Source organism: Streptomyces sp. NEAU-sy36 (assembly GCF_013423905.1).
Classification (GTDB): Bacteria; Actinomycetota; Actinomycetes; order Streptomycetales; family Streptomycetaceae; genus Streptomyces; species Streptomyces misionensis.
Genome location: NZ_CP058977.1, coordinates 5786384 through 5800329, shown reverse-complemented (window position 1 = coordinate 5800329; position 13946 = coordinate 5786384). Strand labels below are relative to the sequence as shown.

Here is a 13946-nt window from a genome sequence, read left to right as displayed (position 1 = left end):
CGGGACTCACCCACCACTTCGTGCTAGGAGAACCATGGACACCGCCGAACTCGCAGAACTCGGACAGCAGTTGCGCGTCGACAGCGTACGGGCCGCCGCCGCGGCCGGTTCCGGGCATCCGACGTCCTCGATGTCCGCCGCCGACCTGGTGGCCGTCCTGCTCGCGCACCATCTGCGCTACGACTTCGAGCGCCCCGAGCACCCCGCCAACGACCGCTTCGTGCTGTCCAAGGGGCACGCCTCGCCGCTGCTGTACGCCGCGTACAAGGCGGCCGGCGCCATCGAGAACGGCGAGCTGGTCACCTTCCGCAAGCTCGGCAGCCGCCTCGAAGGCCATCCGACGCCCCGCAGGCTGCCCTGGGTGGAGACCGCCACCGGCTCCCTCGGCCAGGGCCTGCCGGTCGGCGTCGGCATCGCCCTCGCCGGCAAGCGCCTGGACCGCACCGGTTACCGGGTGTGGGTGCTGTGCGGGGACAGCGAACTGGCGGAGGGCTCGGTGTGGGAGGCCGCCGAGCACGCCGGGTTCGAGGAGCTGGACAACCTCAAGGTGATCGTGGACGTCAACCGGCTCGGGCAGCGCGGTCCCACCCGGCACGGCCACGACCTGGACGCCTACGCCCGCCGGTTCCAGGCATTCGGCTGGCACACCATCGAGATCGACGGCCATGACCCCGACGCGATCGACCGGGCGTACGGGGAGGCGCTGTCCACCGACGGACAGCCCACCGTGATCCTCGCCCGCACCCTCAAGGGCAAGGGGGTGGCCGCCGTGGAGGACCGGGAGGGCCAGCACGGCAAGCCGCTGCCCGACGCCGACGAGGCCATCGCCGAACTCGGCGGCCGCCGGGACCTGCACATCCGCGTCAACGAGCCGCCGGCCGCCGCGGCGCTGCACGACCGCACCACCGAGGCGATCCGGCTCCCGCGCTACGACGAGGGGGACGAGGTGGCCACACGGGACGCCTTCGGCGCCGCCCTCGCCGCGCTCGGCACCGCCCGCGGCGACGTCGTCGCCCTGGACGGCGAGGTCGGCGACTCCACCCGCACCGAGGAGTTCGCCAAGGCTCACCCCGAGCGCTTCTTCGAGTGCTACATCGCCGAGCAGCAACTGGTCGCCTCGGCCGTCGGGATGGCCGCGCGGGGCTGGGTGCCGTTCGCCGCGACCTTCGCCGCCTTCCTCACCCGCGCCCACGACTTCGTGCGGATGGCGTCCATCAGCGGCTCCGGGATCAACCTGGTCGGCTCGCACGCCGGGGTCGCCATCGGGCAGGACGGGCCCTCCCAGATGGGCCTGGAGGACCTCGCGATGTTCCGCTCCGTCTACGGCTCCACGGTGCTCTACCCGTGCGACGCCAACCAGACCGCCCGGCTGGTCGCCGCCATGGCCGGTCTCGACGGCATCCGCTATCTGCGCACCTCGCGCGGCAAGACGCCGGTGCTCTACGGCCCCGACGAGGAGTTTCCGGTGGGCGGCAGCAAGACGTTGCGTTCCTCGGAGGAGGACCGGCTGACGATCGTCGCCGCCGGGGTCACCGTGCCCGAGGCGCTGGCGGCCGCCGACCGGCTCGCCGAGGGCGGCATCGCGGTCCGGGTGATCGATCTCTACTCGGTCAAGCCGGTCGACGCCGAGACGCTGCGCCGGGCCGCCGAGGACACCGGCTGTCTGCTCACCGTCGAGGACCACCACCCCGAGGGCGGTCTCGGGGACGCGGTGGCGGAGGCGTTCGGCGACGGCCGGCCGGTTCCCCGGCTGGTCCGGCTCGGAGTGCGCACGATGCCGGGCTCGGCCGCCCCGGACGAGCAGCTGCACGCCGCCGGCATCGACGCCCTGGGCATCGCCGCGGCGGCGAAGCTGCTGGTGGAGGAGGCCGTCGTGCGGTGAGCCGGACGCGGTCGCGGTGCCCGCACGGGCGTGAAGGTTTGGCCTGGGATTGAGCGGCCACCCGCAGGAAGAGGTGGCCATGTCGAACACACATCGCACATCGCGAACACGGAATTCACAGGAAATCCCGCAAGAGCCCGAAGAGGAAGAAGCGGAAATCGAAGAGGAACCCGAGGAGACCGAGCCGGAATCCGAGGAGACCGAGCAGGAAACGCGCCACAGGAAGAAGGGGGATTCCCGGGAGGGTTCCGGGACATCCCGCAAGGGCGGCGACCGGAGCCCCACCCCCATGGAGGTACTGCGCCAGGCCCGCGCACAGCTCGCCGAGCTGACCGGGCTGGTGCCGGAGTCGGTCTCCTCCTTCGAGCAGACCGAGGACGGCTGGTCGCTGGAGGTGGAGGTGCTGGAGCTGTCCCGCGTGCCGGACACCATGAGCCTGATGGGCGGCTACCAGGTCGAACTCGACCCGGAAGGGCAGCTCACCGGCTATCGCAGGGTCCGCCGCTACGAGCGCGGCAGAGCCGATCCGCGGGCCGGCCGCTAGGCCGACCGGCCCCGGCACCCGACCCGCACACGAGCCAATCACAGCTATTCAGGAGGAGGAACGGCCGGCATGACCGTAGTCCCGGCACAGCAGTCCGGCGGCGGAGGCAGCAGCGGACTCTACGACGTCCTTGAGCTGGTTCTCGACCGCGGCCTGGTGATCGACGCCTTCGTGCGTGTCTCCCTGGTCGGCATCGAGATCCTGAAGATCGACGTCAGGGTCGTCGTGGCGAGCGTGGACACGTATCTGCGCTTCGCCGAGGCGTGCAACCGCCTCGATCTCGAATCCGGCCCGAACAAGAGCCCCGGCCTGCCCGACGTGGTCGGTCAGGTCACCGAATCCGGTGCGCGCGGCAAGTCCAAGGGCGCGCTCTCCGGTGCCGCGGAGACCATATCCGACGCCTTCAAGCAGGCCCGAGACGAGGGCGAGGCCCGGCCCCGGCGCAAGGCCCCGGCCCGCCGCAAGGAGGAGCAGGAGTGAGCACGTACGTCTACGGGATCACCGCCCGTTCGCACCCGGCGCTTCCCGAGGGGTTGACCGGCGTGGGCGAGCCGGCCCGGCCCGTGCGGATCCTCACCCAGGGTGACCTGGCCGCCGTGGTCAGCGACGCCCCCGAGGGGCTGCGCCCCAAGCGCAGGGACCTGCTGGCACACCAGACCGTGCTCGCCGAGGCCGGCGCGGCCGGCTGTGTGCTGCCCATGCGCTTCGGCAACGTCGCCCCCGACGACGACACCGTCATCCAGGTTCTCGACGAACGCGCCGACCACTACCGCGAACGCCTCGCGGCCCTGGACGGCAAGGTCGAGTACAACGTCAAGGCCAATCACGTCGAGGAGGCCGTGCTGCACCTGGTGATGGCCGAGCAGTCCGAGCTGCGCGCCCTCGCCGAGGCCAACCGCAAGGCGGGCGGCGGCAGCTACGACGACAAGATCCGCCTCGGGGAGATGGTCGCAAGCGCCGTCAAGGCGCGCGAGGCGGAGGACGCGGCCGAGGTGCGGCGCCTGCTGGAGCCGGCCGCCGCCGCGGTCAGCGCAGGACCGCAGTCCACCGGCTGGCTGCTCAACCTCTCGTTCCTGGTGGCCCGCGACGGCGCCGGGGACTTCCTGGAGACCGTGGACCGCGTCCGCGCCGACCACCCCCACCTGGAACTGCGGCTCAACGGCCCGTTGCCCCCGTACAGCTTCGTCGAACCGGGACCCGCCGAGCCGGCGGACGTCACCGCCGCGGCTCCCTGACGCATGGCGGACGGCCCGGCCGGAAGGAGGAGTCCATGGGACTGATCAAGGAAGTGCTGCTGCTGCCCTTCGCGCCGGTGCGCGGCAGCGGGTGGGCGATCAACCAGGTGCTCCGCGAGGCGGAACGTATCTATTACGACCCCGCCACCGTACGGGCCGAACTCGCCCGTCTGGAAGAGCAGTTGACGGCGGGCGAGATCACCGAGGAGGAGTTCGACCGGCGCGAGGACGAACTGCTCGACCGGCTGGAGGCCACACAGGGCCCCGGCGACACCACAGGCAACGGAACGGGACGATGAACCGGACGACACTGGGCCTCGCCGTAGGGGCCGGATACCTCCTGGGACGCACCAGGAAGCTGAAGATGGCGCTCGCGGTCGGCTCGCTGGTCGCGGGCAAGAAGCTCAACCTCGGCCCGGGCGCGCTCGCCGAGCTGGCCCGTCGGCAGCTGAGCGACAACCCGCAGTTCAAGGAGATCGGCGACCAGCTGCGCCAGGAACTGCGCGGCGTCGGCAAGGCGGCCTCCGGGGCGATGGTCGAACGCCAGCTGAGCAGCCTCGCCGACCGCCTGCACGACCGTACCGCCCAGATGCGGGGCGGACCGGACTCGTCGGAGACCGGCTCGGAGGAGGAGCCGGAGAACGGCGAGGACGGCGAGGACCGCGCGGACCGGAGCGACGGCGAGGAGCGCGAGGACGACGGGGACCGCGAGCCGCAGGAGGAGCAGAGCGCCGGGAAGTCCCAGGCCAAGAAGCCGGCCGCCAAGAAGGCACCGGCCAGGAAGACGGGCTCGGAGCAGCGCACGGGCCCGGCGAAGAAGACGGCGGCCAAGAAGACGGCCGCCAAGAAGACCGGCGCGCGCCGCGAGACGACCGCGAAGAAGCCGGCCGGCTCCCGCAGCGCCGGGTCCGCGAAGGGCGGCGATGAACGATGACCGAGACCCTGGGATCCGCGAGCTCGGCCGCGGGGCGGGCCAAGGACGCCGCGGGCGGCAACCCCCTGACGGACCTCGCCCACAGTGAGGCCGCCGACCGGCTGAAGTCGGAGGCGCAGGAGTACCTGGCCGCCCAGGCCGAGCGGCTGCTCAGCGGCCTCGGCCGCAAGCTGGGCGAGACCACGGGCAAGCTGAACGACATCGCCGAGGGCAACAGCCCGGGCTTCGCCAAGCTCGCGCTGGACGGCGGCCGCAAGCTCGCCGAGGGCAAGGGCCCGCTGCGCACCGCGCTGGAACTGGGCACCTCCCGAGCCAAGGACAGCGTGACCGAGGCGTTCAAGAGCCTCGGCGGCGGCGGCAAGAAGGGCGGCAAGCGGGGCAGTGGCAGCAAGCCCACCGTGATCATGGAGTTCATCGACGTGGGCGTGCCCCTGCGCACCGCCTACGACCAGTGGACCCAGTTCCAGGACTTCTCCAACTGGGCCAAGGGCGTCAAGAGCGTCTCCCGCGCCGACGACACCAAGACCGACTGGCAGGCGAAGATCTTCCTGTCCAGCCGCAGCTGGAAGGCCACCACCACCGAGCAGGTCCCCGACCAGCGCATCCAGTGGACCTCCGAGGGCGCCAAGGGCAGCACCAAGGGTGTGATCACCTTCCACGCCCTCGGCGACAACCTGACCCGGATCCTGCTGGTCATGGAGTACTACCCCAGCGGTTTCTTCGAGAAGACGGGCAACCTGTGGCGCGCCCAGGGCCGCCGGGCCAGGCTCGACCTGAAGCACTTCGCCCGCTTCATCACGCTCAAGGCGGAGGCGGAGGACGGCTGGCGCGGGGAGATACGCGACGGCGAGGTCGTCCGCAGCCACGAGGACGCGGTGGCGGAGGAGGAGTCCCAGGAGTCCGAGGAACCCGAGTCCGAGGAGCCGGAGGAGTCCGGGTCCGAGGAGGACACGGGTGAGCCCGAGGACCAGGAGGAGGAACCCGAGGAGTCCGACGAGCCCGAGGAATCCGAGGAGTCCGACGAGCCCGAGGAGTCCGACGAGCCGGAGGAGCCCGAGGACGCCGACGAGTCCGAGGAGTACGAGGACGAGGAGGAGGGCCCGTACGAGGACGAGGAGGAGGAACCCGAAGCCGACGAGGGTGACGAGGACGAAGAGTACGAGGACGACTACGAGGAAGAGGAACCCGAGTACGCGGAGCGCGGGGGCCGTCGATGACGACGCCCGCACCGAGGTCCGGTGGCTTCGCCGAACCCTACGGGCACAGCTCGGGGGCGAACCTCGCCGACATCCTCGAACGCGTCCTCGACAAGGGCGTGGTCATCGCCGGGGACATCCGGATCAACCTGCTCGACATCGAACTGCTCACGGTGAAGCTGCGGCTCATCGTCGCTTCGGTGGACAAGGCCAAGGAGATGGGGATCGACTGGTGGGAGACCGACCCGGCCCTCTCGTCCCGGGCCCGCCGGGACGAGCTGGCACGGGAGAACGCCGAGCTGAGAGAGCGGCTGGCCCGGCTGGAGGAACTGGAGCCGGACCGCACGCGGAAGGAGGCGCCATGACGACCGGGCTGCGCTACGTCTACGCCGTCTGCCGCCCCCTCGGGGCGCCCCTGCAGGCCCAGCTGACGGGCGTCGGCGGGGCCCCGCCGGCCCTGTTGCAGCACCACGGGCTGACCGCGGTCGTCAGTACGGTCCCCGAGGCCGACTTCGCCGAGGAGGCGCTCAAGGCGCACCTGGAGGACCTGGACTGGCTGGCCGCGACCGCCCGCGCCCACCAGGGCGTGATCGACGCGCTCACCACGGTCACCACTCCGCTGCCGCTGCGCCTCGCCACCGTCTTCCGGGACGACAGCGCGGTGCGCATGATGATCGAGGCGCGCGAGGCCGACTTCCTGCGCGCCCTGGACCGGCTGGAGGGCCGGGTGGAGTGGGGCGTCAAGGTGTTCACCGAGCCCCCTGCGGCCGAGGCCGCGGCGCCCGCCGCCTCGGCCGACAAGCCCATGAGCGGCCGGGACTACCTGCGCCGCCGCCGTGCGGACACCCGGGCCCACGAGGAGGGACTCCAGGCCGCCGAGGCGTTCGCCCAGTCCCTGCACGAGCGGCTGTGCGCGCACGCCGAGGACTGCCGGCTGCACCCCCCGCAGAACGCGGCGCTGTCCGGCGCGCGGGGCACCAATGTGCTCAACGCGGCCTATCTGGTGCCCCGCGACCGCTCCGAGGAGTTCGTGGAACTGGTGGACCGCACGAAGGACGAGGCGGCCGGGCTGCGGGTGGAGCTGACCGGCCCCTGGGCCGCGTACTCGTTCAGCGGGTTCAGCGAGGAGAGCACCCGCGAGGCCGGCGGTGGCGTGACGGCGGGGGAGGCGCGGTGACCGTCGTGGAACGCCGGGAGATCGCGCTGGTCGATCTGCTGGACCGGCTGCTGGCGGGCGGCGTCGTCATCGCCGGTGACGTCACGCTGCGCATCGCCGACGTGGACCTGGTCCGCATCGATCTGAACGCGCTGATCAGCTCGGTCAACGAGACCGTGCCCTCACCCTTCGAACTGCCCGGCGGGAGGCCGCGGTGACCGCCCCCAAACGGCTCGACCTCGAACCCGACACGGTCGAGCGCGACCTGGTGAAACTCGTTCTCACGGTGGTGGAGCTGCTGCGCCAGCTGATGGAACGGCAGGCCGTACGGCGCTTCGACACCGGTGATCTCACCGAGGAGCAGGAGGAGCGGATCGGCCTGACGCTGATGCTGCTGGAGGACCGGATGGCCGAGCTGCGGGACCGCTACGGCCTGCGGCCCGAGGACCTGAACCTGGACCTCGGACCGCTCGGCCCCCTGCTGCCCCGCGACTGAGCCGTCTCAGTTCCCGTCGGCGCCGTCCTCCGCGCGCTCCTTGCGGCACAGGATCTCCCCGTGCAGCACCGCGAACCAGCCGTCCTCCTGCCGCCCCCACTCCCGCCAGGCCTCGGACACCGCCCGCAGCCGGTCGGGGGCGGCGTGGCCGCCCCCGACCGCCTGTTCGGCGTAGGCGGAGGCGAGCGTGCGGTCCGCCCACAGCCCGCTCCACCAGGCCCGCTCCTCCGCGGTGGCGAAGGTCCAGGTGCCGGAGGTCGCGGTGATGTCCCGCAGGCCCGCGGCCCGCGCCCAGGAGACCAGCCGGCGCCCGGCGTCCGGCTCGCCGCCGTTGGCGCGGGCCACCCGCTCGTACAGTTCCAGCCAGTCGTCCAGACCCGGCACCGCCGGGTACCAGGTCATCGCCGCGTAGTCCGCGTCGCGCACCGCGATGAACCCGCCCGGCCGAGTCACCCGCCGCATCTCGCGCAGCGCCCGTACCGGGTCGCCCACGTGCTGGAGCACCTGGTGGGCGTGGACCACGCAGAAGGTGTCGTCCGGGTAGTCCAGGGCGTGCACGTCGGCGACCGCGAAGTCGACGTTGTCCAGGCCGCGCGCGGCGGCCGTCCGCCGGGCCTGCTCCAGCACGCCCGGCGCCTGGTCGACACCCGTGACCCGGCCGTCGGGGACCAGCTCGGCCAGGTCCGCGGTGATGGTGCCGGGACCGCAGCCGATGTCCAGGATCCGCATGTGCGGCTTGAGGGAGCCGAGCAGATAGCCCGCGGAGTTGGCGGCGGTCCGCCAGGTGTGCGACCGCAGCACCGACTCGTGGTGCCCATGCGTGTAGACGGCGGTCTCCTGGGCCTTCGGCATGACTGCTCTCCTTCTTCGGCTGTGCGGATCACGGTACGCGCGCATGCCGAATGTTGAGACCCCCGTTTTGCCATATGGACTGACCGAGCGTCAGAAAGCGAGCGGACGGTAGACCGTCAGCGCCTCCGGAAGCTTCTCCACCGTCACCGTTCCCGAGGCCTCCGTGACCTCCCCGTCGTACGCCAGCGGCGTGCCCGGCGCGAGCCCGGTCAGCCGCAGCCGGTTCACCTGGACGGCGGCATGGGCGGGCGAGCGGGTGAGCGGGCCGGCGGCGGCCGCCGCGAGCAGGCGCAGCGCGGCCCGGCCGCTGCCGTGCACCACCCGCACGTCCAGCAGCCCGTCCGCCAGATCGGTACGGCGGCCCGGCGCGAGCCCCATGCGGTGGTAGACGCCGTTGCCGACGAACAGCAGCCACAGCGGCCGCCGCGCACCGCCGACCTCCATCTCCAGCGGGTGCCGGCCCGCGCGCAGCACCCGCAGCGCGCCCAGCAGCCCGGCCGGCCAGGCACCGATCCGGTGCGACCAGGCGTCGCGGGCGCGCACCAGCTCCGGGTAGGCGCCGAGGCTCAGCGTGTTGAGGAACAGACCCTCGGTGCCGTCGGTGACGAACCGGCCGGCGTCCACCCGGACCGCCTCGCCCCGCCGCACCGCGCGGGCCAGGGCGCGCTCGTCCTCCACGCCCAGGTCGTGGGCGAAGTGGTTCAGGGTGCCGCCCGGCATCACCGCCAGCGGCAGACCGTGGCGCAGGGCGACCCCGGCGGCCGCGTTCACCGTGCCGTCGCCGCCGCACACCCCGAGCACCCGCGCCCGCACCGCCGCCTTGGCGAGCGCGTCCGCGGTCTCCGCGGGGGCGCACTCGACGATCTCCGCCCGCGGCAGCGCGCCCCGCAGCCCGCGCACCCGTTCCGCGGTGCCCGAGCCCTGGTTGACGACCATCACCAGCCCCTCGCCCTCCGGCAGCGCCGGCACCTCGGCGCGCGGCCGGGCGGTGGGCACCGTCGCCGCGCGGGCCGGCACGAGGCGTCTGACCAGGAAGGCGGCGCCCGCGCCGAGAGCCGCGCCGGCCAGCACGTCGCTCGGGAAGTGCACCCCGGTGTACACCCGGGACGCGGCCACCGAGAACGCCAGCGGCGCCACCGCCGCGCCCCACGCGGGGGACTCCAGGGCCACCCCGGTGGCGAAGGCGGCCGCCGAGGCCGCGTGCCCCGACGGAAAGGAGGTGGTGACCGGCTGCCGCCTCAGCCTGCGCCCCAGCGGCACCGGGTCCAGCACCGGCCGGGCCCGGCGCACCGAGCGCTTGCCGAGGGTGTTCACGGTCGCGGAGGCCACGGCCAGCGAGGCCAGGCCCCGCACGGCGGCCCGCCGGGCCCGGGGCGTGCGGCTCGCGGCCAGCGCGACGGCCACCGCGCCCCACAGCACCCCGTGGTTGGCGCTGCGGCTCAGCCTGGGGAGCACCCGCTCGGCCCCCGGCCAGCGCCATCGGGCGGCCCGCTCGAACAGCCGCGCGTCGGCGGTCAGCAGCGGGCGCAGGGCGTTCTTCGCGGACGTCAGGTCCACATCCGGGGTCATCTTCTGGTCCATGTCCGGGCTCATACGGCTGCGGTTACCCTGAAGTGCCGGTTTTCTGTACCGCAGTGCTTTCCGTACCACCGTTCGCCGACGGCGCGCCCCGTTCCGCGAGGACACCGCCGGGACGCCGCAAGGAGAACGCCCGGATGCGCCTGCTCCTGATCCGCCACGGCCAGACCCTCTCCAACGTGCGCCACCTGCTGGACACCGCCGCACCGGGGCCCGGGCTCACCCCGCTCGGCGCCGCACAGGCCGCCGCCCTGCCCCGGGTGCTGGCCGCCGAGGACATCGACGCCCTCTACGCCTCGCCGCTGATCCGCACCCGGCTGACCGCCGCCCCGCTGGCCGTCGCCCGGGGACTGCCGGTGACCGTCCGCGACGGCATCCGCGAGCTGTCCGCCGGCGACCTGGAGATGCTGCCCGGCGACGCGCCGGCGGCCGCGCCCTACATGCGCACCGCGTTCGCCTGGTCGGCCGGGCACACCGCGCTGCGGGTCCCCGGCGGGGAGAGCGGCGTGGAGGCGCTGGCCCGGTACGACGCCGTGATCGAGGAGGCGTACCGCAGCGGCGCCGGCACCGTGGCGATGATCAGCCATGGCGCCGCCATCCGCGTGTGGACCGCCGCCCGCGCCGTCAACGTCGACATCGACTTCGCCGCCGCCCGCCCGCTGGCCAACACCGGCATGATCACCCTGGAGGGCAGCCCGGCCGGCGGCTGGCACGCCCTGGCCTGGGAGTCCACCACCCTGCGGCCGCCGGGCGCCCCCGGACCCACCGGCGAACCCCTCGACCCCACCGGGTGAGGACGGGCGGTCCGATAACGGTTTGCCGCCACCGGCCCCGGGCCCGGAGAATGCCGCCCCATGGGACATCTGGAAGTCGCGCACCTCGAGTACCACCTCCCCGACGGGAGGACGCTGCTCGGCGATGTCTCCTTCCGGGTCGGCGAGGGCGCGGCCGTCGCGCTGGTCGGCCCGAACGGCGCCGGCAAGACCACGCTGCTGCGGCTGATCTCCGGCGAGCTGAAGCCGCACGGCGGGACCGTCACGGTCAGCGGCGGGCTCGGCGTGATGCGCCAGTTCGTCGGCTCCGTGCGTGACGAGACGACCGTGCGGGACCTGCTGGTCTCCGTCGCGCCGCCCCGCATCCGCGAGGCGGCGAAGGCGGTGGACGAGGCCGAGCACGCCGTCATGACCGTGGACGACGAGGCAGCCCAGCTCGCCTACGCGCAGGCGCTGGCCGACTGGGCCGAGGTGCGCGGCTACGAGGCCGAGACCCTGTGGGACATGTGCACCACCGCCGCGCTCGGAGTGCCCTACGAGCGGGCCCAGTGGCGGCAGGTGCGCACCCTCTCCGGCGGCGAGCAGAAACGTCTCGTGCTGGAGGCGCTGCTGCGCGGCACCGACGAGGTGCTGCTGCTGGACGAGCCGGACAACTACCTCGACGTGCCCGGCAAGCGCTGGCTGGAGCAGCAGCTCAAGGAGACCCGCAAGACGGTGCTGTTCGTCTCCCACGACCGCGAACTCCTCGCCCGCGCCGCCGAGAAGATCGTCTCTGTGGAGCCGGGACCGGCCGGCGCCGACGCCTGGGTGCACGGCGGCGGTTTCGGCACCTACCACGAGGCCCGCCGCGAACGCTTCGCCCGGTTCGAGGAGCTGCGCCGCCGCTGGGACGAGAAGCACGCACAGCTGAAGAAGCTCGTGCTGAACCTCCGTCAGGCGGCCTCCGTCAGCCACGAGATGGCGTCTCGCTACGCCGCCGCGCAGACCCGGCTGCGCAAGTTCGAGGAGGCCGGGCCGCCCCCGGAGCCGCCGCGCGAGCAGGACATCAGCATGCGGCTGAAGGGCGGCCGCACCGGAGTAAGGGCCGTCACCTGCACCGGTCTTGAGCTGACCGGGCTGATGAACCCCTTCGACCTGGAGGTCTTCTACGGCGAACGGGTCGCCGTCCTCGGCTCCAACGGCTCCGGCAAGTCGCACTTCCTGCGGCTGCTGGCCGGCCAGGACGTCGCGCACACGGGGGAGTGGAAGCTCGGCGCCCGCGTGGTGCCCGGCCACTTCGCGCAGACCCACGCCCACCCGGAACTCCAGGGCCGCACCCTGCTGGACATCCTCTGGCAGGAGCACGCCCAGGACCAGGGGCGGGCCATGTCGCGGCTGCGCCGCTACGAACTGACCCAGCAGGCCGAGCAGACCTTCGACCGCCTCTCCGGCGGCCAGCAGGCCCGCTTCCAGATCCTGCTGCTCGAACTGGCGGGCGTCACCGCCCTGTTGCTGGACGAGCCCACCGACAACCTGGACCTGGAGTCCGCCGAGGCCCTCCAGGAGGGCTTGGAGGCCTTCGACGGCACGGTCCTCGCCGTCACCCACGACCGCTGGTTCGCCCGCTCCTTCGACCGCTTCCTCGTCTTCGGCAGCGACGGCCGCGTGCGCGAGACCCAGGAACCGGTGTGGGACGAACGGAGGGTGGAGCGGGCGCGGTAGGCAGGCTCGCCGGGTCGGTCGGCCGGGGCTCGAACGGGACGGGACCGGCCGGTCCCGCCCATCAGGTACCCGTCCCGCTCCCAGGGCCGGCCGCCGCGCTCACTTCCAGCGCAGCAACGCGCCCAGACCGCCCGCCGCGATCTCGTCGCCGGTCTCCTCCGCCACCGGGGCCAGCGACAGCACCGGCGCGTCCGTCACCACGGCCGCGCGCACCAGCGCGTCGTCCGCACGGGCCGGCCAGGAGTCCTGTTCGCCCAGGTTGCGCAACTCGGTCCGGCGGGCGGCGAGTTGGTCGGGGTCCTCGCCGATCCACACCTCGCGGTGCGTGTCGGGGGCCTCCGGCCGGATCAGCAGCTCCGCCATCCGGTGCTCGCGCGCCGCCTCGATCAGCCGCGGCACGCCCTCGACGGCCGCCGCCCGCCGTTCCTCGTCGGGCGTGCGCGCCGCCCGGAACCGCTCCACCTCCGCCAGCACCCGGTCCCGTACGTGCTCGGCGCGGATCTCCGCCACCTCGCGGTCCAGCAGCCGGCTGCCCCGCCCGTGCGCGGCGTGCACCACCCGGTCCGCCAGTCGCCGCGGCAACTGCTCGCGCACCGCGCGGCACTCCCGTTCCTCGCCGCACAGGATCAGCAGATCGGCGCCCGTCTCGGCCTGGCAGTCGGCCAGCGCCCCGGCGACCTCGCGCGCGTTGTGCTCCCAGGTGTTCTCCACCTTCAGCTGGAAGTGCCGCTCGGACCAGTCGGCCGCCTTCGACCGGTGCACCGGCCACTGCCGGCCCGCCACCTCCCCGGCCTCCTCGTGCCGCAGCGCGCTGCGCAGCTCGAAGTCGGCGCCGGTGCGGTCGACGTACGCCACCAGCGACAGCGGGTCCTCCCCGGCGAGATCCAGCAGCGGGGTCACCCGCGGCAGTGAGCCCCAGTGCACCAGGCCGTCCGGCGGGCCCTCGGTCAGCGGCACCTGCAGGACCACCTCGCCGTCCCGGGCGAACAGCGCCCGCCCGTACGGCTCCGACGAGCGGCGCAGGTCCTCCACGGCCTCGTACACCGCCCGGCAGGTGGCCTCGTCGGCGCCCTGCTCGCGCAGCCGCCGTGCCACCGCCTGGCCCGTCAGATGCCGCCGGCGGTCCGTGTCCTCGTCCTGCCGGGACAGGTCGACGTACGCGGAGGCCCAGTGCCCCGGATGTTCGTACAGTGGACTCAGGAACGCGAGCTCCATGGATTCCTCCCGGAAACCGCTTGGGGGCAGTTCACGCCCGGCGGGTACCCGGACCCCATGAACGGACACGACGAGCGGGGCACCACGATGACCGGAGTCGACCCCAGCCGACTGGACGACCAGCAGCTCATGAAGGAGCTGGAGACGATCCACCGCACGCGTCACGACGCCCTCCTGTACGGCTCCAACGACGCGCTGCGGGCCCACAACGAGCGCATGGCGCAGCTGGAGGGCGAGTATCTGCGCCGCAACCCGCGCCGTCTGGTGAGCGCGGGCCGCACCCGTGAGGGGGCCCGGGACCGCCACTGCGGCGAGTCGGTGACCCCGGGACCGCCCGGCACCTGAGCCGGTCCGCGCACGGGGACGCACGGGAACGGGAACGCA

General features: G+C 73.3%; 17 protein-coding genes. 14 read left to right on the top strand and 3 right to left on the bottom strand.

Annotated features, from left to right (window positions below):
• The first annotated feature begins 34 nt into the window (after window positions 1-34).
• The 11 genes from HZZ00_RS25380 to HZZ00_RS25330 all read left to right on the top strand — a co-directional run bounded on the left by HZZ00_RS25380 (window position 35) and on the right by HZZ00_RS25330 (window position 7443).
• Window positions 35-1882 carry a transketolase gene (locus tag HZZ00_RS25380; RefSeq protein WP_180328623.1) on the top strand — a complete coding sequence of 616 codons (1848 nt, stop codon included), beginning with the start codon at window positions 35-37 and terminating at the stop codon, window positions 1880-1882.
• 79 nt (window positions 1883-1961) lie between these two features.
• Window positions 1962-2426, top strand: coding sequence for a gas vesicle protein (locus HZZ00_RS25375; protein ID WP_180328622.1), 465 nt, complete (start codon window positions 1962-1964; stop codon window positions 2424-2426).
• A 69-nt stretch (window positions 2427-2495) separates the two neighbouring features.
• On the top strand, window positions 2496-2906 hold the full coding sequence (locus HZZ00_RS25370; RefSeq protein WP_180328621.1) for a gas vesicle structural protein GvpA: 411 nt from the start codon (window positions 2496-2498) through the stop codon (window positions 2904-2906).
• Complete coding sequence (locus HZZ00_RS25365) at window positions 2903-3661, top strand: GvpL/GvpF family gas vesicle protein (RefSeq protein WP_180328620.1); 759 nt, start codon at window positions 2903-2905, stop codon at window positions 3659-3661. The genes HZZ00_RS25370 and HZZ00_RS25365 overlap by 4 nt, the downstream gene beginning before the upstream one ends.
• 35 nt (window positions 3662-3696) lie before the next feature.
• The gene (locus tag HZZ00_RS25360) at window positions 3697-3960 is read left to right on the top strand and encodes a gas vesicle protein GvpG (RefSeq protein ID WP_070023513.1); all 264 of its coding nucleotides are present in this window, start codon (window positions 3697-3699) and stop codon (window positions 3958-3960) included.
• Complete coding sequence (locus tag HZZ00_RS25355; RefSeq protein ID WP_180328619.1) at window positions 3957-4595, top strand: DNA primase; 639 nt, start codon at window positions 3957-3959, stop codon at window positions 4593-4595. Before HZZ00_RS25360 ends, HZZ00_RS25355 begins: the two co-directional genes overlap by 4 nt.
• Complete coding sequence (locus HZZ00_RS25350; protein WP_180328618.1) at window positions 4592-5812, top strand: SRPBCC family protein; 1221 nt, start codon at window positions 4592-4594, stop codon at window positions 5810-5812. Before HZZ00_RS25355 ends, HZZ00_RS25350 begins: the two co-directional genes overlap by 4 nt.
• Window positions 5809-6156 (top strand): gas vesicle protein, encoded by a 348-nt coding sequence (locus tag HZZ00_RS25345; protein ID WP_180328617.1) that lies wholly within the window; start codon window positions 5809-5811, stop codon window positions 6154-6156. The genes HZZ00_RS25350 and HZZ00_RS25345 overlap by 4 nt, the downstream gene beginning before the upstream one ends.
• A complete protein-coding gene (locus HZZ00_RS25340; RefSeq protein WP_180328616.1) occupies window positions 6153-6968 on the top strand; it encodes a GvpL/GvpF family gas vesicle protein in 816 nt (271 codons plus the stop codon). The genes HZZ00_RS25345 and HZZ00_RS25340 overlap by 4 nt, the downstream gene beginning before the upstream one ends.
• Complete coding sequence (locus HZZ00_RS25335) at window positions 6965-7165, top strand: gas vesicle protein (RefSeq protein ID WP_180328615.1); 201 nt, start codon at window positions 6965-6967, stop codon at window positions 7163-7165. The genes HZZ00_RS25340 and HZZ00_RS25335 overlap by 4 nt, the downstream gene beginning before the upstream one ends.
• Complete coding sequence (locus HZZ00_RS25330) at window positions 7162-7443, top strand: gas vesicle protein K (protein ID WP_074994290.1); 282 nt, start codon at window positions 7162-7164, stop codon at window positions 7441-7443. Before HZZ00_RS25335 ends, HZZ00_RS25330 begins: the two co-directional genes overlap by 4 nt.
• A gap of 6 nt (window positions 7444-7449) precedes the next feature.
• Here the strand turns inward: HZZ00_RS25330 and HZZ00_RS25325 are convergent, their stop codons facing one another.
• Both HZZ00_RS25325 and HZZ00_RS25320 read right to left on the bottom strand, forming a co-directional pair.
• Window positions 7450-8295 carry a class I SAM-dependent methyltransferase gene (locus HZZ00_RS25325; protein WP_180328614.1) on the bottom strand — a complete coding sequence of 282 codons (846 nt, stop codon included), beginning with the start codon at window positions 8293-8295 and terminating at the stop codon, window positions 7450-7452.
• Window positions 8296-8385: 90 nt separating this feature from the next.
• A complete protein-coding gene (locus HZZ00_RS25320; RefSeq protein ID WP_180333695.1) occupies window positions 8386-9864 on the bottom strand; it encodes a bifunctional phosphatase PAP2/diacylglycerol kinase family protein in 1479 nt (492 codons plus the stop codon).
• A 146-nt stretch (window positions 9865-10010) separates the two neighbouring features.
• Here HZZ00_RS25320 and HZZ00_RS25315 point away from each other — a divergent pair, with 146 nt between their 5' ends.
• Window positions 10011-10667 carry a histidine phosphatase family protein gene (locus HZZ00_RS25315; protein ID WP_180328613.1) on the top strand — a complete coding sequence of 219 codons (657 nt, stop codon included), beginning with the start codon at window positions 10011-10013 and terminating at the stop codon, window positions 10665-10667.
• Window positions 10668-10727: 60 nt separating this feature from the next.
• The gene (locus HZZ00_RS25310; protein WP_074994298.1) at window positions 10728-12347 is read left to right on the top strand and encodes an ABC-F family ATP-binding cassette domain-containing protein; all 1620 of its coding nucleotides are present in this window, start codon (window positions 10728-10730) and stop codon (window positions 12345-12347) included.
• Between the two features lie 99 nt (window positions 12348-12446).
• Here HZZ00_RS25310 and HZZ00_RS25305 read toward each other — a convergent pair whose 3' ends face one another.
• Complete coding sequence (locus HZZ00_RS25305) at window positions 12447-13562, bottom strand: Vms1/Ankzf1 family peptidyl-tRNA hydrolase (RefSeq protein ID WP_180328612.1); 1116 nt, start codon at window positions 13560-13562, stop codon at window positions 12447-12449.
• A gap of 57 nt (window positions 13563-13619) precedes the next feature.
• Between HZZ00_RS25305 and HZZ00_RS25300 the strand changes: the two genes are divergently transcribed.
• Entirely contained in the window at window positions 13620-13907 is a 288-nt protein-coding gene (locus HZZ00_RS25300; protein ID WP_070023494.1) for a DUF6158 family protein, read from the top strand.
• Window positions 13908-13946 lie beyond the last annotated feature (39 nt).